General features: G+C 66.1%; 15 protein-coding genes and 2 pseudogenes. 12 read left to right on the forward strand and 5 right to left on the reverse strand.

The genetic code is table 11. From position 1 onward, the window contains the following. Positions 1-33: 33 nt before the first annotated feature. A pseudogene (locus tag ACQP1O_RS13520) lies at positions 34-144 on the forward strand (FHA domain-containing protein); the annotation flags it as partial. 94 nt (positions 145-238) lie between these two features. Here the strand turns inward: ACQP1O_RS13520 and ACQP1O_RS13525 are convergent. Next, positions 239-469, reverse strand: coding sequence for a hypothetical protein (locus ACQP1O_RS13525; RefSeq protein WP_433566147.1), 231 nt, complete (start codon positions 467-469; stop codon positions 239-241). A gap of 366 nt (positions 470-835) precedes the next feature. On the opposite strand from ACQP1O_RS13525, the gene ACQP1O_RS13530 reads away from it, so the two are divergent. After that, entirely contained in the window at positions 836-2077 is a 1242-nt protein-coding gene (locus ACQP1O_RS13530) for a cytochrome P450 (RefSeq protein ID WP_433566148.1), read from the forward strand. Positions 2078-2158: 81 nt separating this feature from the next. On the opposite strand, the pseudogene ACQP1O_RS13535 reads toward ACQP1O_RS13530, so the two are convergent. Both ACQP1O_RS13535 and ACQP1O_RS13540 read right to left on the reverse strand, forming a co-directional pair. Further along, positions 2159-2308, reverse strand: a pseudogene (locus tag ACQP1O_RS13535) (putative zinc-binding metallopeptidase); the annotation flags it as partial. A gap of 498 nt (positions 2309-2806) precedes the next feature. Continuing rightward, positions 2807-3109, reverse strand: coding sequence for a hypothetical protein (locus ACQP1O_RS13540; RefSeq protein ID WP_364623611.1), 303 nt, complete (start codon positions 3107-3109; stop codon positions 2807-2809). A 726-nt stretch (positions 3110-3835) separates the two neighbouring features. On the opposite strand from ACQP1O_RS13540, the gene ACQP1O_RS13545 reads away from it, so the two are divergent. After that, positions 3836-4111, forward strand: a complete 276-nt coding sequence (locus tag ACQP1O_RS13545; protein WP_433566149.1) for a hypothetical protein — start codon at positions 3836-3838, stop codon at positions 4109-4111. Positions 4112-4579: 468 nt separating this feature from the next. On the opposite strand, the gene ACQP1O_RS13550 is transcribed toward ACQP1O_RS13545, so the two are convergent. Further along, complete coding sequence (locus ACQP1O_RS13550) at positions 4580-6247, reverse strand: transposase (RefSeq protein ID WP_433560426.1); 1668 nt, start codon at positions 6245-6247, stop codon at positions 4580-4582. 929 nt (positions 6248-7176) lie between these two features. Here ACQP1O_RS13550 and ACQP1O_RS13555 point away from each other — a divergent pair. The 4 genes from ACQP1O_RS13555 (at position 7177) to ACQP1O_RS13570 (ending at position 10556) form a co-directional block, all read left to right on the forward strand. Next, the gene (locus tag ACQP1O_RS13555; protein WP_433566150.1) at positions 7177-7812 is read left to right on the forward strand and encodes a TetR/AcrR family transcriptional regulator; all 636 of its coding nucleotides are present in this window, start codon (positions 7177-7179) and stop codon (positions 7810-7812) included. An 89-nt stretch (positions 7813-7901) separates the two neighbouring features. Next, a complete protein-coding gene (locus tag ACQP1O_RS13560) occupies positions 7902-9035 on the forward strand; it encodes a phosphotransferase family protein (protein ID WP_433566151.1) in 1134 nt (377 codons plus the stop codon). Positions 9036-9089: 54 nt separating this feature from the next. Next, positions 9090-10178: a TIGR03857 family LLM class F420-dependent oxidoreductase gene (locus tag ACQP1O_RS13565; protein ID WP_433566152.1), complete on the forward strand. Its 1089-nt coding sequence runs from the start codon at positions 9090-9092 to the stop codon at positions 10176-10178. A gap of 99 nt (positions 10179-10277) precedes the next feature. Then, the gene (locus tag ACQP1O_RS13570; RefSeq protein ID WP_433566153.1) at positions 10278-10556 is read left to right on the forward strand and encodes a hypothetical protein; all 279 of its coding nucleotides are present in this window, start codon (positions 10278-10280) and stop codon (positions 10554-10556) included. A gap of 65 nt (positions 10557-10621) precedes the next feature. Here the strand turns inward: ACQP1O_RS13570 and ACQP1O_RS13575 are convergent, their stop codons facing one another. Next, positions 10622-11209: a TetR/AcrR family transcriptional regulator gene (locus ACQP1O_RS13575; protein WP_433566154.1), complete on the reverse strand. Its 588-nt coding sequence runs from the start codon at positions 11207-11209 to the stop codon at positions 10622-10624. 175 nt (positions 11210-11384) lie between these two features. Here ACQP1O_RS13575 and ACQP1O_RS13580 point away from each other — a divergent pair, with 175 nt between their 5' ends. From ACQP1O_RS13580 to ACQP1O_RS13600, 5 genes are all read left to right on the forward strand, one after another. Beyond that, positions 11385-12221, forward strand: a complete 837-nt coding sequence (locus ACQP1O_RS13580) for a CoA transferase (RefSeq protein ID WP_433567674.1) — start codon at positions 11385-11387, stop codon at positions 12219-12221. A gap of 7 nt (positions 12222-12228) precedes the next feature. Beyond that, positions 12229-13389, forward strand: a complete 1161-nt coding sequence (locus tag ACQP1O_RS13585; protein ID WP_433566155.1) for an acyl-CoA dehydrogenase family protein — start codon at positions 12229-12231, stop codon at positions 13387-13389. Between the two features lie 58 nt (positions 13390-13447). Beyond that, entirely contained in the window at positions 13448-14662 is a 1215-nt protein-coding gene (locus ACQP1O_RS13590) for an acetyl-CoA C-acetyltransferase (RefSeq protein ID WP_433566156.1), read from the forward strand. 6 nt (positions 14663-14668) lie between these two features. Then, entirely contained in the window at positions 14669-16822 is a 2154-nt protein-coding gene (locus ACQP1O_RS13595) for a 3-hydroxyacyl-CoA dehydrogenase NAD-binding domain-containing protein (protein WP_433566157.1), read from the forward strand. 598 nt (positions 16823-17420) lie between these two features. Beyond that, on the forward strand, positions 17421-18203 hold the full coding sequence (locus ACQP1O_RS13600) for a maleylpyruvate isomerase family mycothiol-dependent enzyme (RefSeq protein ID WP_433566158.1): 783 nt from the start codon (positions 17421-17423) through the stop codon (positions 18201-18203). The last annotated feature ends 684 nt before the right edge of the window (positions 18204-18887 follow it).

An 18887-nucleotide genomic window follows, 5' to 3' on the forward strand; every position in this document is an offset into this window, starting at 1 on the left:
TCGAGCCCGGAGAACTTCGGCCGTCATGCGGTCATCGTGGACACCGGCCTGAGCGTCGTGATCCGCGACCTGCGATCGTCGAACGGAGTATTCGTGCACGGTGAGCGGATCAGCGACCGCGCAGTCCTGTCCGACGGCGACGAAATCTGTATCGGCACCAGCGTTTTCGTCTTCGAGCCGCTGGAACAGCCGGTCCATCGGAGGTCTCCGATGGACCGGCCGTCGTCGAGCGGCGGAGCTAGTGGTGCTGCAGCTTCCGCTTCATCTCTTTGGTCCGGTCATCCATGTCCGACCGCGCCCGCTGGCCTTCTCGCTTCATGCCGTCGCCCAACCGGTCCATATCGCGCCTGGCGTCGTCGGCCAGCCGGTCCACGTCACGTTCCGTGCGCTGGTCCTGGTCCTTCATGGCCTGCTTGGCCTTGGCCTTGTTTGCCGTCTGGCTGGGTTTTCGGCCCTTGCGATCAGACATTTCAACCTCCGCATCGGTAGGTTCCGTCCGAACTATGAGATCGGACGCGGATGACACCACGTCCGCCGAATCTCCGTGCGCTGTGCAGCTCTCCCCGCCGGCTTCGGCGACGATCACTGACAACCGGATACCGCAGCAACTGTCTAGACAACAATTGCGCCTCGTAAAGCCTGCGACTCCGGATCACCCTTGTCAATGATTTCGTCGAACCAGGCCGGATTCCCCCGGTCGCGCACGCCGAGCGGAAAAGAACGCGATGGGCACACGGGGGAGCGCTCGCGTCGGTAGGGTGACACCTCGGTTCTGGTCCGGGATGTGCGGTCTCGGGCGTCGGTGGAGTGCTGTGCAGTATGTGAAGTGGGTTCGATGTCAGAGTCAGTGCCGGCCGCCGGGGGCCGGTATGCCGGGGTGTTCGATGCAGCCGGAGCGCGGGTGCCCATCTACACCCCGGAGTTCGCGGCCGATCCGCACCGGGTCTATCGGGAGATGCGGGACAAGTTCGGCGCGTTGGCTCCGGTGGAGTTGGCGCCCGGGGTGCCGGCCACACTGGTGCTCGGATATCGCACGGCGGTAAGGATTCTCAACGATCCGGACCGTTTTCCCGCCGATCCGCGGGAGTGGCAGGCGGGGGTTCCCACCGACTGTCCGGTGCTGCCGATGATGCAGTGGCGGCCGAATGCCTTGCGTAATGCGGGAACCGAGCACGCGCGGTATAGGCGGATCAATACCGCCGGGCTGGCCGGAATCGATCAGTACGGTCTGCAGGGCACGGTGGAACGGGTCGCGGTGTCGCTGATCAATACGTTCTGTACGTCCGGGTCGGCAGATCTGGTGCGCGACTACGCTTTTCCGCTGGCATTCCGGGTGCTCAACCACCTGCTCGGCTGCCCGGTGGACATTGCGGGGCAGGCGGCGGAGGGTTTCCGCGCCATCTTCGAGGGCGTCGGCGCGGAACAGGGCAACAAGCTGCTCGTGGACGCTCTGCTGCGGCTGACCCTGTACAAACGCGCGCACCCGGGCGACGACGTCACCACCCGCATGCTCCGCCATCCCGCCGAGCTGAGCGAAACCGAAATGGTGCACCAGCTGGCCACGCTCTACGGCGCGGGTATCGAGCCGCAGCAGAATCTGATCGCCAATACGCTGCTGCTGCTCCTCGTGGACGACCGGTTCCGCGGCAGCGCACTGGGCGGCAGTCTGTCCACCCGGGACGCGCTCGACGCGGTGCTCTTCGACGATCCCCCGATGGCGAACTTCTGCATCAGCTTTCCGCCCCGGCCCGTTCTCATGGACGACTGCTGGCTGCCCGCGCACCAACCGGTCGTCATCAGCATGGCGGCCTGCAATACCGATCCGGCCATTCGCGACAAGGAGCTGGCCGGCAATCGCTCGCACCTCGCGTGGGGCGCGGGCCCACACACCTGCCCCGCCAATTCGCTGGCCTACCTGATCGCCCAGGAGGCCGTCGACCAGCTGCTCGACGCCCTCCCGGAAATCCAGCTGGCGGTCCCGGGCCCCGAATTGTCCTGGCGGCCAGGACCATTCCATCGCGCCCTGAATGCCCTCCCGGTCGTCTTCACGCCCTCGCCGCCGCTGCCCGAGGCGTGAGAGCTGCGCGAGCGGGGTTCGTCGCGTACTGGATGCGGGCGAGTTTCGACGAATGGGCAATCTCCGAGTTACTGGAGCTGTGGCAGGGCCGATCAGCTCGTGGATGAATCGCATCTTGTCCAGTGCCGCCGGGGCCAGGACGAAGGGATAGAGGTCGGGGTGGCCCATCGACCGGTTGACCTGGTTCAGGGCCCATGACAGCGGCAGCCATTGCTCGATGAGGCGATCGAAATGTCGAGATCGCGGGCTGATTCAGAGCTGAGACGAGAGGCTACCCCTCGGTCGAATCATCTTCGGCCGAAACGCTTTTGCGCAGGATGCGGAAATCCCGCTGCAGATCGCTGAGCGATACCGCACACACCCGGCCGCCGCCGACAGGTCGAACCTCCGCGTACGGAATCGGGTTGTGTCGCACCGCTGTGACCTGAATGGAAGCACCGAGCGCGGTGTCGTGGATGGGGACCAAACGGGTTCCTTTTGCGATTTCCACGGTTCTCGACCTCCGGGTGTATGCCGCGATCCTTCGTATTCGCGTACCCGCCTGGGCGTCGGTCAAACGGCACCAGGTTTCCGGCGCGGAGATTACCGGCCGCCCACGTTCGGCCGCCGCTGTCGAGTCGGTGTGAACGAATGCACGCGAGGAGTCTCTGGCCCCGTGATGAACCGACTGTCTCGGGGTCGACGCCCTCCGCCTGGCCAGGCGCGATGCACTGGCCAGGTGGGCAGTCGTCAGTTGATGGAGAAGCTGCCCGCCATCGGGGGCGTGCCGGCCGCTCCGGCCGCCACGGTGCCGATGGGGTCACCCGAGCAGTCGATGCTGGCGTAGAAGGTGGCGTCCTGGTCGGTCGAGTTCGTCACCGTGGTCGTGTCCAGGTCGGTGAGCAGGATCCGGACGCAACCGGACGGGTTCACGAGAACCCTGCCGTTCGAGACCAGGGTGCCGGTCGACGCGCCCGCGGTCGCGGGCACGAGCACCGCCACCATCCCGGCCACTGCGGCAGCGCCGAGTACTCCAGCAATACGCAACTTCATTGGATCCTCCGTGGTGAATCTGCACCCGATCGCTCGGGCGCCGTAACCCTGGCAAAGTACACCGGCCGAAGGCGCCACCATGTATCCAGGAAAATACGGCCGTGTTTCGGCGTCCGACCGGATCGCTGCCCGCGAATGCCCCACCAGTGCAGACGATTACCCTGGCGCCGGGCTTTCCGGAAGGCGCGGTCGCCGAGGGCAAGCGGTCCGCGAGTGCGGTGTCGCGGCCCGAGACCACCTGGCGCGCAGGGCATCGGCGATTTCGAGACGGTTGTCGGAGGCCTCCGCACCAGCGGTGTAGTGGTGAACTCGAATAGTGCAGTATTCCTGTGCAACAGGCGGATTCGTCTCGTACACGGACACGCCGGGAATCGGACTGGGCGATCATCGGATGCGCGTTCAGGGCATGCCGCCGCGGGGATGGCCCTATCGTCCGCGCCATGCCGTCGAACAACCACGAGGTGCCGTTGGAACTATTTCGTCTTCACGCCGATCACGTACTGGCCGGGGCGGTTGGGACCTGTCACCGAACCGGACCAAGCGCGAGAATGGCCCGAACTGGTGCTGCTGTCGGCTCCCGGGCATGTGCAAGACGAGTCGCGGCGCCCAGTACTCGAGATGGTGCTGCGGGCGCTCGAGACCTTCGGGCCCGAGAGAGGCCTGATCTACTAGGACTACATCAGCGCGCGACTGCCTGAGGCGGCCCGCATCGAGCTGGAGGCCATCATGTCGATTTCGGTCGAAAACTACCAGTGGGAGAGCGAATTCGCCCGGCGCCACCAGGCGATCGGTCATGCAGAGGGCAAGGCCCAGGGCGTGGCGGAAGGCAAAGCCGAGGGGGAGGCTTCGGCGATTCTCACGGTTCTGGCCGCTCGGGGAATCGAGGTCGACGGGGCCGCTCGTGAGCGGATCCGGGCATGCGCCGATCTGGAGCGGCTGTCGGATTGGCTGATCCGGGCTGTCACGGTGGCCGCGGTCGCCGAGCTGTTCGATTCGCCGTAGCGCCGGCTCGCTCCTGCGGATCAGGCCATGGTCGCCCACGTCGAAAACAACGTCGCTGCCGTTGAAATCGACCTCACTGCAGCGGAATTCGATGCCCTGGCCAAGACGCTGACCGAGTCGGCTACCGCGCGCCGCAGCGAGTGATGGTGCACCCGATTTGCCATGACGGTGGGTCGACGCGCTAATGTTCTCTCAGCCGGAGCGGGGGAGACCCCGAGCCGGACAGTCGCCTCGAGCGACGAACTACGGTTCTATAGCTCAGCGGGAGAGCACTCGCTTCACACGCGAGGGGTCGCTGGTTCGATCCCAGCTAGGTGGCTGGTGTCGAACGGGTATCTGACGGCCGGCGGTGTGGTGGTGCTGGTGGGTGAGGTCGAGTTGGCGCGGGCCGGCGGTGGTATCGGTTGTTGTTTGTTTCCGGTTGTGCCCGTGGCGGTTTGGCCTGACAGCGCCGGATGACCGGCGCTGTCAGGCGGTGGTGGCCCAGCCGGTGCTGGTGTGGGTGAGTCCGAGAACGGCGAGGCGGGAGAGGTTGACCGCGGCGGCCAGCAAGCTGAAGTCGGCTCCGATTTTGGCCCGGCCGCGCATGCGGGCGCGGCGTCCGCCGTGGCGGCGGCGCATCAAATGGCCGATCTTGCGTTCGACCTTGGGTCGGGTCGCGCGGTAGTCGGCCTTCCAGACCGGATCGAGCTGCCGCTGGCGACCGGCGACCAGGTAGTTCTCGAAGGCGCCGACGGTGATCGTGCGCCCGCCCGCCGCCGAGGTGCACTGCGAACGCAGCGGGCACTCGGCGCAGAGGGCACCGAAGTGGGCGGTGCCGGTATGACGGCCGGTGCGGGCAGCGATCGATGCGGTGGCCCCGGCCGGGCAGCTCACCGTGCGGGCATCCAGGTCGATCGTGAACCGGTCCTTGGAGAAATGGCCTTTCACCGACGACGACGGCTGCACCTTCACTCCGTTGTGAATCCCGTTGTCGTCCAAACGTTTCAACAACTCACCGGACCCGTAGGCGGAGTCACCGAACACCGCGGCGGCATCCTCGTCCCGACCTTCGGCTTCGGCTTCGGCTTCGGCTTCGGCTTCGGCTTCGGCTTCGGCTTCGGCTTCGGCTTCGGCTTCGGCTTCGGCTTCGGCTTCGGCTTCGGCTTCGGAGGGCAGGGTATCGGCGAGCAGTTCCTCGGCGGGGTCGGCGTCGCCGGTGTTGCCGGGGGTGACGGTGGTGGCGGTGATGATCTCGCTGTCGGGATCGATGGCGATATGACCCTTGTAGCCGTCGAACCCGCGCGCTTGGGTCTTGTGCCCGTGGCGGGTTTCGGGGTCGACGGTGGAGATCACCCGATCGGCCGCGGTGCCCCGCACGATCCGGAAGGTCCCCTCCTCGTCGGTGATGTCCTGGCCGAGCACGGTGGCCAGCAGCGCCGCGGCCTTACCGGTGGCTTCGTCGAGGTCGCGGCCCTCCAGCAACACCAGCATGGCCATCGCGTCACGAGCCCGGGAATCGATCAGTGCGGCGCGGGCGGTCGCATCGTCCCAATCGATGACCGGTTTCGCCGCGGTGGCGTAGTCGTCACCGCTGCTGATCCGCGCCCGCAACGACCCCGCAAGCTCGGCGCCGGCGACCGCGAGCAGCCCGCGGATCGCCGAGCGGACCAAGGTGATGGTGTCCATCGTGGCCACCGCGTCATACAACGGTGTCGAGTCCAGCACCCGTTTGCGGCCCACCAGCCCGGCCTGGCGTGCCACGGCGAGCACAGCGTCGAAGATACGGCCGGGCCGATCCGAACGGGCCAGCCTCGCGCGCATGTCCACCAGCACCGTGTGCACGAACCCCGGATAATCGAAAGCCAGGCCACCGGCGGCGTATTTCCAGCGGGCGTCGAACGCGAACCGCTCCACCGCTTCCCGATCCGACAAACCTTCGATCCGCTGCAACGCCATCACCACCGCCACGATCATCGGCGGCACACTGCGCCGCCCGACATCGGTGAACAGATCAGCGAACATCTCATCCGGGAACAACCGCCCGCATTCCCGGTGCAGCACACCGTAAATCGAGTCCTCGCCCACCCGGCCCGCGCAGAACTCCACCGTCGACTGCAACAGATCACCCTGAACCGGCACACGCCCCAACGTCACCGCAACATTCTGCTCGAGACCCGCCCCTCACCGCACGAAAAACACCAGTCACCTAGAACCACTCGAGAAGAAGCCGCAGGTCAGCGACCGGCGGCTGCTTTCGTTCTACGGCAGTAGCGCGGAACCAGTGCCGTTGAGCTGTAGAAAGGCGACCGGTCGGTGTTCGAACCCGGTAAGGGGTTGTGAGGGCTGGGGCTGGAGTGGCTGCTGTTAGCTCCAGATTCGCGCTCGGCCTTCTGACCTGGAATGTGTTCCTGTTGGTCCGAGGCCGGTTACGGGTTGGTCGCCTTACTCCCCTTTGGAGCATGAAGATTCAGTGTGTTGGGTTCGGTATCGCGTAGCACCGGTCTGGATCGCTCGAGAGGGCCGTGCCGGCATTCGAGTGGCCTCGGCAGTGAGGTTGAATGCGATGTCGGACAATGGGTTCGACGCCGGCACCTCATCCAATTGTTCTCGCCACGAAGATGCCAACAGGCGAACGCTGCGCATTCCAGTTCCATGGCGGGATTCGCCGGGATCGGGCTGGGTCCGGGTGAACCGTTTGAGTTCGTGCGGGAGGCGAGTTCGGATTCTGGGTCTGCGAGATAGATTCGGGAAATCTCGGCCGCAGCTTACGGGCCGGTATTGGTGACCGTGAAGGCAACTGCCGCCGGGTCTGTGATGTTTCGCCTACTCGATGCCTGTCCTCACCATGGTCGCGACAGACGACTGATGCCATCCCGAAAGAAGGATGCGGCCATGAGCGGAGGGTGGTGCAGAGCCGATGTTCGCCTGGTCGAATGCCCAGCGCAGCCGGCCGCCGGTTGGACAGCGCTGGCGAGGAGCCGGTGCGGCAACGCGGCGGTCGCAGGCTCTGACAAACGTGCCGCTATCGTCGGAACGACAGTCGGAGATTCCGAGATTTCGGGATGTGCGGAACGGAAGCAGTGATGACCGAAGCGAGTTCGACAATGCAGTCCGCGGCCGGAACTCGCCTCAATCGGAAGGGGCGGGAGACCAGGCAGCGGCTGCTCGATATAGCCATCGGCTGTCTCGCGCAAGGATCCGGCGAACCGCTGTCGGCGAATCGGGTCGCGCGCGAGGCCGGGGTCAGTTGGGGCACTCTGAAGCATCAGTTCGGCGATATCGACGGACTGTGGGCCGCGGTGCTCGTCGAGTTGACCGATCGCAGCGGGGCGAACAGTCCCGAGATCTGGCCGCGGGTGACCGGTTCGGTCCGGGATCGGGTGTGGGAGATGGTCGATGCCATCTGGACCATCCTGGACACCCCCGAGGGGCGAGCGGTCGAGACGTTGCGGGCCGGACTGCCCACCGGTCGCGACGAGAGGCTCAGGGACTTCCCCCTGACCACGGCGGCGATGGCCGGGTACGAGGACGCCTGGCTGCGGGCGTTCGAATACTTCCTGGCTGACCTGCCCCTCGATCCGGAAAGGGTGCACCGAGTGCAGGCTCTGATTCCCATGGCCATGCGCGGGGTCAATAACGAGCGTCGGCTGTCCGCACCGGCCGAGCTGGCGGATGCGCGCCACTGCCTGGTCGACGCGATAGCGGTCTACCTGCAGTGACCCCTATTCTTTGAGAACCCTCGTTGACAATTGCGAAGGGGAGGTCCACTGTTACCTCCAGCTTTTCGCAATCCAGTCAGGAGTGACTCATGTCTCCCTCTCCCGATGATCAGGGCATGCGCCTGCGACGCAGCAGCCGCGACCCCGCCGCCCTGATTCCACGCCTCACCGAATGGCTGGCGACACAGTTGCCCGACGGGGCCGATCCGGAGGTCACACTGGGGTCGGGCATCGACAGCAACGGCATGTCCGCGCAGACCCTGACCCTCACCCTGAGCTGGCGCGAAGCCGGAGACACGCAGGTCGCCGACCTGATTGCCCGGGTGGTACCGGCTCCCGGCGACTTCCCCGTCTACGAGCACTACAACCTGCGAGACCAATTCGACGTCATGCGCATCGTGGCCGAGGCCAGCGACGTTCGCGTCCCCCGGGTGCGGTTCCTCGAGCCGACCGGCGAGGTGCTGGGCACGCCGTTTCTCCTGATGGACCGCGTCGAGGGCCTGGTGCCGCCCGATGTCATGCCCTACACCTTCGGCAACAACTGGCTCTTCGACGCCGACCCCGCCCAACAGCGCCGAGTGCAGGAGACCACCATCGAGGCGCTCGCGAAAATCCACGCGATCCCCGATGCGGCAACCACTTTCGCGTTCCTCGATCCACGGCAGCCCGGTGCCGGCCTGCTCGAACGAAACCTGAACCGCGCCCGGGCGTGGTACGAGTTCGCGGCTCGTGACCTCGGCCCGTCGCCCTTGGTGGAGCGAATCCTGAAGTGGCTCACGGACAACATCCCGGAGCCCTCGTCCTACGAGACCGTGCTCTCATGGGGTGATGCGCGACTCGGCAACTGCATCTATCAGGACTTCGCGCCGGTCGCGGTGATCGACTGGGAAATGGCCACGATCGGCCCCCGCGAGCTCGATGTGGCGTGGATCCTGTTCGGGCACCGTACCTTTCACGCGATCGCCATCAACTTCGGATTTCCCGGCATGCCGGACTTCATGCGGGAGGAGGACGTGCGAGCGGCCTACGCCGAGCACTCGGGCGTGGAGCTGGCCGACCTCACCTGGTACACGGTGTACGCCGCCCTGAACTACTGCGTCGTCCTCCTGCGCGCCGGTGGCCGGCAGATCCACTTCGGCGAGATGGCACGTCCCGACGACATCGAGTCGCTGCTTCACCATCGATCGCTGGTCGAAGAACTACTCGCCGAACTCGACGCCTGACAGCCCGGCGTCGACAATTACCGTTCCGAAAATTATTGGGGAAGAACCACTCTCGTGACAGACCAACTGAACGAACTGGCCTACTACTGCATCACCCGGCACCCCGCCGACGCCCGTGTCCTGCTGCCCGAGGCCCGCGACGCGGAGCAACTCGGCCTCGGCTCGTGCATGATCGGCGAGCGCATGACCGTCAAGGACTCGGCCGTGCTGTCCGGCGGCCTCGCCGGCTGCACGACCGACCTCGGAATCGCCGCGGCGGCAACCAATCACCACACCCGCCACCCGATGGTGACCGCGACCATCGGCTCGACCATGCAGGCCATGACCGAAGGCCGTTACGCCATGGCATTCGGCCGCGGCATGGCGGCGAACTGGAAGGCGATCGGCCTGCCCGCCGTCACCGAAGCACAGCTGCGGGATTTCGTCGGTATCCTGCGTCGCCTCTGGGACGGCGAGACCATCGTGAATCATGATGGCCCGGCGGGCAAATGGCCCGTCCTCTACCACCAGAACGGCCTCGACGACGCGCCCCCGATCGGCCTCGTCGCGGTGGGCCCGAAGACCATGGAGCTGGCCGGCGAGATCGGCGACTTCGTCGTCCTGCACACCTTCTTCTCCGACGAGGCCACCGCGAATTCCGTTGCGGCGGTGCGGCGCGGGGCCGAACGGGCGGGCAAGGACCCCGACAGCGTCCGCATCTGGTCGTGCCTGGCCACCGCCAGCGACGCCCTCATCCCCGAAGACCAGCTGCGCCGCCGCGCAGGCCGTCTGATCACCTACCTGCAGGCGTACGCCGACATCCTGATCAGCGCAAACGGCTGGGATCCGCAGGTGTGGGAGCGAATTCGCGCCACTGAGCTGTACCAGGACGCCGCGGCGGCCGGACCCATCGACGCCTCCGCCTCCGTGGAAACCCTGGAACAGCTCGACGCGCTCATCCCCGACGAATGGCTGGCCTCGGCCGCATACGGCACGCCGGAGCAGTGCGTGCGGAAAATCTCCCGCGAATACGACCTCGGCTGCCACTCGGTGATCATGCACGGTGCGAGCCCGCACGAGCTGGCATCGGTGGTGGACGCTTACCGCGCCAACCGACCCATCTTGCGCCGAGCCGTGGCGGCCAATCCGGGAAAGTTCGCCTGAGACAAGGATTCTCGTGCCACGCCGAGCCGACGACCGCCCGCCGGCTCGGCGAACCGCGAACTGCGGTACCGGCCCTCAGCTCGCGACGACCCCGACAAGGTGGCCCGGCATCGCAAGTTCGACGCGACCGCCCCCAAACTGCAGCAGATCCTGGTCCCGCTGAAGTGGACTTCGAGCGCCACCCCGATCAGCACCGTGGTCACCTCCGAGTCCGGTGGCGTCTACAAGGTGAACGTCTTCCTCAACGTCACCTCCACCAACGCCCAAACCCCCGACGGCGGCGCGACCACGGTCACCTACAACGTCACCGTCGACGGCGGCGCGGGCTGGAAGATCAGCGACGTCGGCGGCCTCGACGGCGCATTGCCGGTGAAGTGATCACGCCGGTGAAGTGATCGCCGCGCAAGCCCCTGGCCTCCGATGGCAGGGCAGGGGCGAACGGCTCAGTCCTTCAAGCTGATCGACAGGCTCGGCTTGACGGCCTCGGCCGAGGGATCGGTGCGCTCCCAGATCACGTCCACCATGGGCGAGAGCAGCAGTTCGCCGAGCTGGCGCACCAGAATCCAGACGATCTGGTTGGCCTCGGGCCGGGCGGTGGAGGCCAGGCCCGCCTCGCGCAGGCCGGTGACCTCGTTCCGAGTCAGGGTGATGAGCGCGTCGAGCAGGCTGAGCCGTGCCTCGGCGGGCTCGAGCAGCGCGCGGCGCACGTAGTTCACCACGGCGGGATTGTCGTGCAGCATCTTTCGTACTGCCTCGTCGCGGGCGGCCGCGACCTCTCCGGCGGTGCCGGTGGCCGGGACCGAGGCGACCGCGGCGGCGAAGTAGTCGACGACCAGCTGGTCGACGGCCTCCCGCAGCCCTGCCTTGGTTTTGAAGTGATGCTGTACCAGGCCCAGGGTGACGCCCGCCTCGGCGGCCACCGCCCGCAGGGAGACGCGGTCCGCGCCCTGCTGGGCGAACAGGTCCATGGCGGCATTGCGGATGCGCGCCTTGGCGGTCAGGTCGTCTCGGGTGGCACGGGGGTTGAGCATCGGTCCTCACTCGTCGGGTTGGGTGGAGATTCTACGAGCTGTAGTGCCAGCTCGCCGCACAGCATTGCTTCCGATACGGGTGTATCTCATATTGGGCAAGTCCGGTGAACACTTTGCACTGTGAAAGACTCGTGTACGATACAAGCGTATTGTCGGTTGAATGGAGGTCGCGACGATGCAACCCCTCGCTGGAGTCGAAGTCGTCTCGCTGGCGGTGAACCTGCCCGGGCCCCTGGCCGCCGCGCGGCTCGCCGAACTGGGCGCGCACGTGGTCAAGGTCGAGCCGCCCAATGGCGATCCGCTCGCCGCCGCCGCGCCGGACTGGTACCGGTCACTGATCGCGCGGCAGGAAGTCGTCACCCTCGATGTGAAGCAGGACGCGGATCGCGCCAAGCTGGACGAACTGCTGGCCGGCGCGGATCTGCTGATCACGTCCATGCGCCCGACCGCGCTCGCCCGCCTCGGCCTGGCGCAGCCGCAGGAACGGTTCCCGAAGCTCTCGCTCATCGAAATCGTCGGCCACGCCGAGGACCCCGAAGTGCCCGGGCACGACCTCAACTATCAGGCGGTGCACGGCACGCTGATCCCGCCGCAGATGCCGACGGTCCCGATCGCCGACATGCTCGGCGCGGAGCGCGCCGTATCCACCGCGCTGGCCGCGCTGGTATGGCGCTCGAAAAATGGTGTGGGGCAGCCCCACCGGGTCGCACTCGAGGAAGCCGCGGCCCGCGCCGGGGACGCCGTGCGCTACCGCCTGATGGGTGCGGGCGCGGTCCTGGGCGGCGCGTTCCCCGGCTACGGCATCTACGAGTGCCGCGACGGTTACATCGCCCTGGGCGCGGTGGAACCACACTTCTTCATGCGCACCCTGGAACTTTTCGGCGCCGACGGCAGCCACGAGAGCCTGCGCGACGCCTTCGCCGACAGGACCATCGCCGACCTCGAGGCATTCGGGGCCGAACATGATCTGCCCCTCAATGGAATTCACATTCCCACCCCGAACGGAAGGTAGCACAACGATGTCCGTACTCTTCCCCGATTACCGCGCGTCCTGGGAGACCGACGAGCACCGCGAACTGCGCAAGCACGCCGCGGAATTCCTCGCCAAGGAGGCCACACCCAATCAGGAGCGGTGGGCCAAGCAGCACATGGTGGACCGCGAGTTCTGGAACAAGCTGGGCGCGGCCGGTCTGCTCGGTGTCGACCTGCCCGAGGAGCACGGCGGCCTGGCGGGCGATTTCGGCATGTCGGCGGTGATCGCCGAGGAACTGGCGCTGGCACAGGATTCCGCCTCCGGCTGGATCGTGCACTCGCCCATCGTCGCCCACTACGTCAACACCTACTCCAATGACGAGCAGCGGGCGCGCTGGATGCCCGGCATCATCAGCGGCGAGCTGGTGCTGGCCATCGCCATGACCGAACCGGGCACCGGATCGGACCTGCAGGCGGTCAAGACCACCGCGATTCGCGACGGCGACCACTACGTCATCAATGGCTCGAAGACGTTCATCTCCAATGGAACCCACTGCGATCTGGTAGTGATCGTGGCCAAGACCGACCCGTCCCAGGGTGCGGCGGGCGTCTCGCTGATCGTGGCCGAGACCAAGGATCTGCCGGGCTTCGAGCGCGGCCGGGTACTGGAGAAGGTCGGCCAGCACGGCCAGGACACCCGTGAGCTGTTCTTCTCCGATATGCGGGTGCCGGTGACGAACCTGCTCGGCGCGCAGGAAGGTCTGGGCTTCTACCAGCTGATGGAACAGCTGGCCCGCGAGCGGCTGGTCATCGCGTCGGTGTGCGCGGGTATGGCCGAGGCCGCGGTGTACGAGGCCATCAAGTACACCAGGGAGCGCCAGGCCTTCGGCCGACCGCTGATCAACTTCCAGCACAACAAGTTCGAACTCGCCGAGCTCAAGGCCGAGGTGCTGTCGATCAAGACCACCGTCGACTACTGCATCCAGCAGTACATCGACGGGAAGAACGATCCCGCCACCGCCTCGATGGCCAAGCTGATTGCAGCCGACAAGGCCGTGGCGATCGTGGACCGGTGCGTGCAGTTCTTCGGCGGCTACGGCTACATGATCGAGTACCCCATCGCCCGCGCCTACGCGGCCGCCCGCGTCAACAAGATCTACGGCGGCACCAGCGAAATCATGAAGGAAATCATCTCCCGGTCGCTGTGAGACAGGCCGACTCTCAGGGGCTTCGAATCCCAACCCCCCACCACGAAGGACGCTCGGAATGACTACCGAGGCATACATTTTCGAGGCCATCCGCACACCGCGCGGCAAGGGCAAGAGCACCGGCTCGCTGCACGAGGTCAAGCCGATATCGCTGGTGGTGGGCCTCATCGACGAACTGCGTGTGCGGTTCCCGGATCTGGACGAGAACCGCATCGCGGATGTCGTGCTGGGCTGCGTGACCCCGGTGGGGGATCAGGGCATGGACATCGCCCGCACGGCGGTCAATGTCGCGGGCCTGCCCGACACCGTGGGCGGGGTGCAGATCAACCGGTTCTGCGGCTCGGGCCTGTCGGCGGTCGGCATGGCCGCTTCCAGCGTGCGCGGCGGGTTCGAGGACCTCGTCATCGCGGGCGGTGTGGAATCCATGTCGCGGGTCGAAATGGGCAGTGACGGTGGGGCGATGGCCTACGACGCGGCCACCGCCTACGACAACTACTTCATCCCTCAGGGTGTCGCGTGCGACCTGCTCGCCACGATCGAGGGGTATACCCGCGAAGATGTGGACGCCTACGCGGTGCGTTCACAGGAGCGCGCCGCGGCGGCGTGGGATGCCGGATACTTCACCAAATCCGTCGTGCCGGTGAAGGACGTGAACGCCATCACCATCCTCGACCACGACGAGCAGATTCGCCGGAACACCTCGGTGGCGGATCTGGGCAAGCTGAATCCGGCCTTCGCGGGCATCGGCGAGTTCGGCGGCTTCGACGCCGTCGCCATGCAGAAGTACCCGTTCGTGGAGAAGATGACCCACGTCCACACCGGTGGCAACAGTTCCGGCATCGTGGACGGCGCGGCCCTGGTGCTCATCGGCACCAAGGAAGCGGGGGAGGCGTCCGGGCTGGTCCCGCGCGCCCGCATCGTCTCCTACGCCACCAGCGGCTCCGATCCCGTCTTCATGTTCGAGGGCCCGATTCCGGCCGTGGACAAGGCACTTGCGCTGGCGGGGCTGACCGTCGACCAGATCGATGTGTTCGAGATGAACGAGGCGTTCGCGGCGGTGGCGCTGAAGGTGCAGGCGCACTTCGGGATTCCGGACGACAAGTACAACGTCAATGGCGGCGCGATCGCCATGGGTCACCCGTTGGGCGCCACCGGCTCCATTCTCGTCGGCACCGTGCTCGACGAGCTGGAGCGCACCGGTGGCCGCTACGGCCTCATCACACTCTGCGTCGCGGGCGGCATGGGTGTCGCCGCCATCATCGAGAGGGTCTGAGAATAGATGACCGACAACATCATTCGCTGGGAGCAGGATGGCGACGGCATTGTCGTCCTGACCATCGACGACCCGACCGCGGGCGCGAACACCCTCACCGACGCCTACGTCGAGGAGATGGGCCGCACCGTCGACCGGCTCGAGGCCGAGATCGATTCCATCACCGGCGTCGTCATCACCTCCGGCAAGAACACCTTCTTCGCCGGCGCCGATCTGACCCAGATCATCCAGGCCGGGCCGGAGAACGCGCGGGAGCTGTTCGACGGCTCCATGCGGATCAAGGGCGACCTGCGGCGACTGGAGAAGATCGGCAAACCGGTCGTCGCGGCCATCAATGGCGCGGCGCTCGGCGGCGGCCTGGAACTGGCGCTGGCCACCCACCACCGCATCGCCGCCGACGTGAAGGGCTCGGTCATCGGCCTGCCCGAGGTCATGCTCGGCGTGCTGCCCGGTGCGGGCGGCGTGGTGCGCACGGTGCGACTGCTCGGCATCCAGAGCGCGCTCATGCAGGTACTGCTCACCGGTGCGCGCATGAACCCGGGCAAGGCCGAGTCCGTCGGCGTGATCGACGAATTGGTCTCCACCGTTGAGGAATTGGTGCCCGCCGCCAAGGCGTGGATCAAGGCCAACCCGGACAAGAACGTCCAGCCCTGGGATGTGAGGGGCTACAAGATCCCCGGCGGCTCGCCGTCGACCCCGGCGTTCGCGGCGAATCTGCCCGCCTTCCCGGCGAATCTGCACAAGCAGCTCAAAGGCCAGCACGATATGCCCGCGCCGCGCGCCATTCTCGCGGCGGCCATCGAGGGCGCACAGGTCGACTTCGAGACCGCGCAGCAGATCGAGGCCCGCTACTTCACCAGCCTGGTCACCGGGCCGATCGCCAAGAACATGATTCAGGCGTTCTTCTTCGACCTACAGCAGGTGCAGGGCGGAGGCTCACGGCCGGAAGGCCTTCCGGTGCGCACGCCGAAGAAGGTCGGCATCCTGGGTGCGGGCATGATGGGCGCGGGCATCGCCTACGTCACCGCCAAGGCGGGCATCGACGTTTCGCTCAAGGATATTTCGCTCGAAGCCGCCCAGAAGGGCAAGGCGTACTCGGAGAACCTCGAGGCCAAGGCGCTCGCCAAGGGCCGCACCACCGAGGAGAAGTCCCGGGCGCTGCTGGCTCGCATCCAGCCGACCGCGGACGTGAAAGACCTTGCGGGCGTGGACTTCATCGTCGAGGCGGTCTTCGAGAACACCGAACTGAAGTACAAGGTGTTCGCCGAGATCGAGGACATCGTGGACGGCGACGCGGTGCTGGGCTCCAACACCTCCTCGCTGCCCATCACCGGTCTCGTCACCGGGGTGAAGCGGCCGGAGGACTTCATCGGCATCCACTTCTTCTCCCCGGTCGAGGCCATGCAGCCGATCGAGATCATCCGTGGTGAGCAGACCTCCGACGAAACCCTCGCGCGCGTCATCGATTACACCCTCGCGATCAAGAAGTACCCGATCGTCGTCAACGACGGACGTGGCTTCTTCACCACCCGGGTGTTCAGCATGTACATCCTCGAGGCCATGACCATGCTCACCGAGGGCATCGACCCGGCCATTATCGAGCAGGCCGGTTTCCAGGCGGGCTATCCGGCCGCGCCGCTGCAGGTGGCCGACGAGCTGTCCTTCGGCACCATCCGCAAGATCATGGACGAGACCATCGAGGCCGCGCGGGCCGAAGGCACTCCCCTCGCGGAGTCGGTGACGGCGGCGCACGGGGTGATCGCCACCCTGATCGATCAGTTCGGCCGCAACGGAAAGGTCGGCGGCGCAGGCTTTTACGACTACACCGACGGCAAGCGCACCGTCCTGTGGCCTGTACTGCGCGAGCAGTACGCAACCACCCGCACCCCGGCCATCCCGTTCGAGGACCTGCGCGACCGCTACACCTTCATCCAGGCCATCGAAACGCAGAAGTGTTTCGACGAAGGCGTGATCGCCTCGGACCCGGATGCCAATATCGGCTCCATCTTCGGCATCGGCTTCCCCGCCTGGTCCGGCGGCGTGCGCCAGTTCGTCAAGGGCTATCCCGGTGGGCGCGGAGCCTTCCTGGCCCGCGCCGACGAGCTCGCGGACCGCTACGGCGACCGCTTCCGGGTGCCCGAAAGCCTGCGCGAGGTTTAGCCGCCCACCGCGCAGTACGGCGAGGAGCCGGCACTTCACCGTCTCCGGCTCCTCGCCGTTCCCTTCGACAAACACACTGCCGCACTCGGTCCGGGCGATGCCTTCGACCAGCCGGTCGTTTCGGTGTTCGACGACGTATCTGCGGTTGGGTCGGCGGGGCCGTATAGAAGTCCGTCGGTGTCGCTGAGTGCCAGACGGCGGGTGATGGCATCGATGTGCTGAGCCGGTTTCTTCGTCGGGGTGTTTGACGGTGTCAGTATCAGAGCGTTGACGTTTCGGCCGTCAACTGCAGCGAGATCCCCCGAAATCGCTGTTACCACCGGTTTTGACTTCGCTCGATCGATGTGAGCAGGGCCTCCGCCACCCCGGAGATAGGGGTTCGAGTCCCCTTAGCTCCACCATAAGGGGCTTATTCCAACCAGTGTCCGCCCGCTGGTTGGAATAAGCCCCTTTCTGCTTTCTGTGCGGTGGGGGACTGGTGCGGGCGCGGCCGGCTTGGTGAAGGGTGGATCATATACATCGTGCACGATGTATATGATGTAGGCTGACTGGCCAGTCTGTCTGCTGCCTCGTGAGCAAGCGCCCAGGAAGGCCCACCATGTCCACCCCTCAGTTGTCCGCCTCCGGGAACCCGTCCCGGTGTATCGCGGTAGCCGATCAGACCGAGCGCTTGTGCGCACTCGTTCGGGACGTGGACCTGTCCACGCCGGTTCCGACCTGCCCCGGCTGGACATTGGCCGATCTGATCCAGCACGTAGGCAGCGTGCAACGTTGGTTCTCGGTCCTGCTCCAACTGCGCGTTCAGGAGCCACCCAAGAGCCGGGAAGTAAGTCTCGATCTGCCCGAGCGACCAGAGTTGTTGCCGGAGTGGCTGGCCGCAAGCATGGCCGTCGCGACCCACGCGTTCGAAAGCATGGACCCCGACCTGCCCATGTGGGCTTGGGGTGAGGACCAGCACGCCCGGTTCTGGGTCCGGCGCATGCTGTTCGAAACACTCGTACATCGCGCGGATGCCGAACTGGCCCTTGGCATCACGCCACAGATCGCACCCGGCACGGCCGCCGATGGCGTGGACGAATTCCTGGTCAACCTGCCCTACGCCGGACTGTTCGCCCCCGGTGTGAAAGAAATGCGCGGCAGCGGCGAGACCATCCGTTTCAAAGCCATCGATGTGGGCGATGAATGGGTGATGCGCCTGCGGCCGGACGGCTTCGGGATCGTCGAAACCCCGTCCACCATCCCCGCATCGAGCACCATTCGCGGCACCGCCGCGGACCTGCTGCTGTTCCTGTACGGTCGCCTGCCGCACAACGCGCCGACTCTGAAAGTGACTGGCGACGCGGCCCTTGTGGCTCGCTGGTCGGTGCACTCCAAGTTCTGATCGCCGCAATCCGGTAGCGGCTGGTCGCGCGGACGCGCCCCGCTAGCGAATCGCGTCACGGATTGTGCTGGTTGGGAATCCGGAAAGGTGGCTCAGCTGGCGAGTGAACGGGTGGCGAGGTAGGGCCGTTCAATGTGGTCGATGCTGGTGGTGGTCATCGGCCGAGCACATGTTGGGATGTCGTGGTTGATCAGCAGTGTGAGGGTGGCGGGTTGGAGATGCTGTCACGGGCTGGGAGTTGTGCGGAGGAGGTGTCGTCGCGGTAGGCGTGGTGGTTGCGAGTTTTTGCAGGTCAGACCGTTTGCGATAACGCCCAGCCGGGGCCACCATGAAAGAAGCCGCAGGTCGGAGACCTGCGGCTTCTGTCGTTCGGCGATGGCGACACCGGCGGGGTCGAAATCTCCCCCGCACCAAGCTGTTCCGGTCGCCAGCTCGTCGAGAGGGCTATTGCCCGGAGGATGCTGGGTGTTCGAGTGGGGATCGAACACGTTCTTGCGTCAGGGGTGTCGCAAGAACGTGCCCGAGTGTTGCGCGAGGTGGGATTCGATGCCCTCTGCGTGGCGTCCGTGCCGGTCCGCCCGTGAAACCCGGGGCTTGTCCGGGAAAAGCCGCGATGGTGTCGTGGTCTACGCGGGAGGACGGGTTGACGTGCTCGCCGTGAGAGGTCGTTGAGAGGGAGTGTTG

Source organism: Nocardia sp. CA-151230 (genome assembly GCF_050942175.1).
GTDB lineage: Bacteria > Actinomycetota > Actinomycetes > Mycobacteriales > Mycobacteriaceae > Nocardia.

Excerpts from the sequence above, each read along its gene's own strand:
- ACQP1O_RS13525 (WP_433566147.1), bottom strand. The coding sequence starts at position 469 with ATGTCTGATCGCAAGGGCCGAAAACCCAGCCAGACGGCAAACAAGGCC.
- ACQP1O_RS13530 (WP_433566148.1), top strand. The coding sequence starts at position 836 with ATGTCAGAGTCAGTGCCGGCCGCCGGGGGCCGGTATGCCGGGGTGTTC.
- ACQP1O_RS13540 (WP_364623611.1), bottom strand. The coding sequence starts at position 3,109 with ATGAAGTTGCGTATTGCTGGAGTACTCGGCGCTGCCGCAGTGGCCGGG.
- ACQP1O_RS13545 (WP_433566149.1), top strand. The coding sequence starts at position 3,836 with ATGTCGATTTCGGTCGAAAACTACCAGTGGGAGAGCGAATTCGCCCGG.
- ACQP1O_RS13555 (WP_433566150.1), top strand. The coding sequence starts at position 7,177 with ATGACCGAAGCGAGTTCGACAATGCAGTCCGCGGCCGGAACTCGCCTC.
- ACQP1O_RS13560 (WP_433566151.1), top strand. The coding sequence starts at position 7,902 with ATGTCTCCCTCTCCCGATGATCAGGGCATGCGCCTGCGACGCAGCAGC.
- ACQP1O_RS13575 (WP_433566154.1), bottom strand. The coding sequence starts at position 11,209 with ATGCTCAACCCCCGTGCCACCCGAGACGACCTGACCGCCAAGGCGCGC.
- ACQP1O_RS13580 (WP_433567674.1), top strand. The coding sequence starts at position 11,385 with ATGCAACCCCTCGCTGGAGTCGAAGTCGTCTCGCTGGCGGTGAACCTG.
- ACQP1O_RS13585 (WP_433566155.1), top strand. The coding sequence starts at position 12,229 with ATGTCCGTACTCTTCCCCGATTACCGCGCGTCCTGGGAGACCGACGAG.
- ACQP1O_RS13590 (WP_433566156.1), top strand. The coding sequence starts at position 13,448 with ATGACTACCGAGGCATACATTTTCGAGGCCATCCGCACACCGCGCGGC.
- ACQP1O_RS13595 (WP_433566157.1), top strand. The coding sequence starts at position 14,669 with ATGACCGACAACATCATTCGCTGGGAGCAGGATGGCGACGGCATTGTC.
- ACQP1O_RS13600 (WP_433566158.1), top strand. The coding sequence starts at position 17,421 with ATGTCCACCCCTCAGTTGTCCGCCTCCGGGAACCCGTCCCGGTGTATC.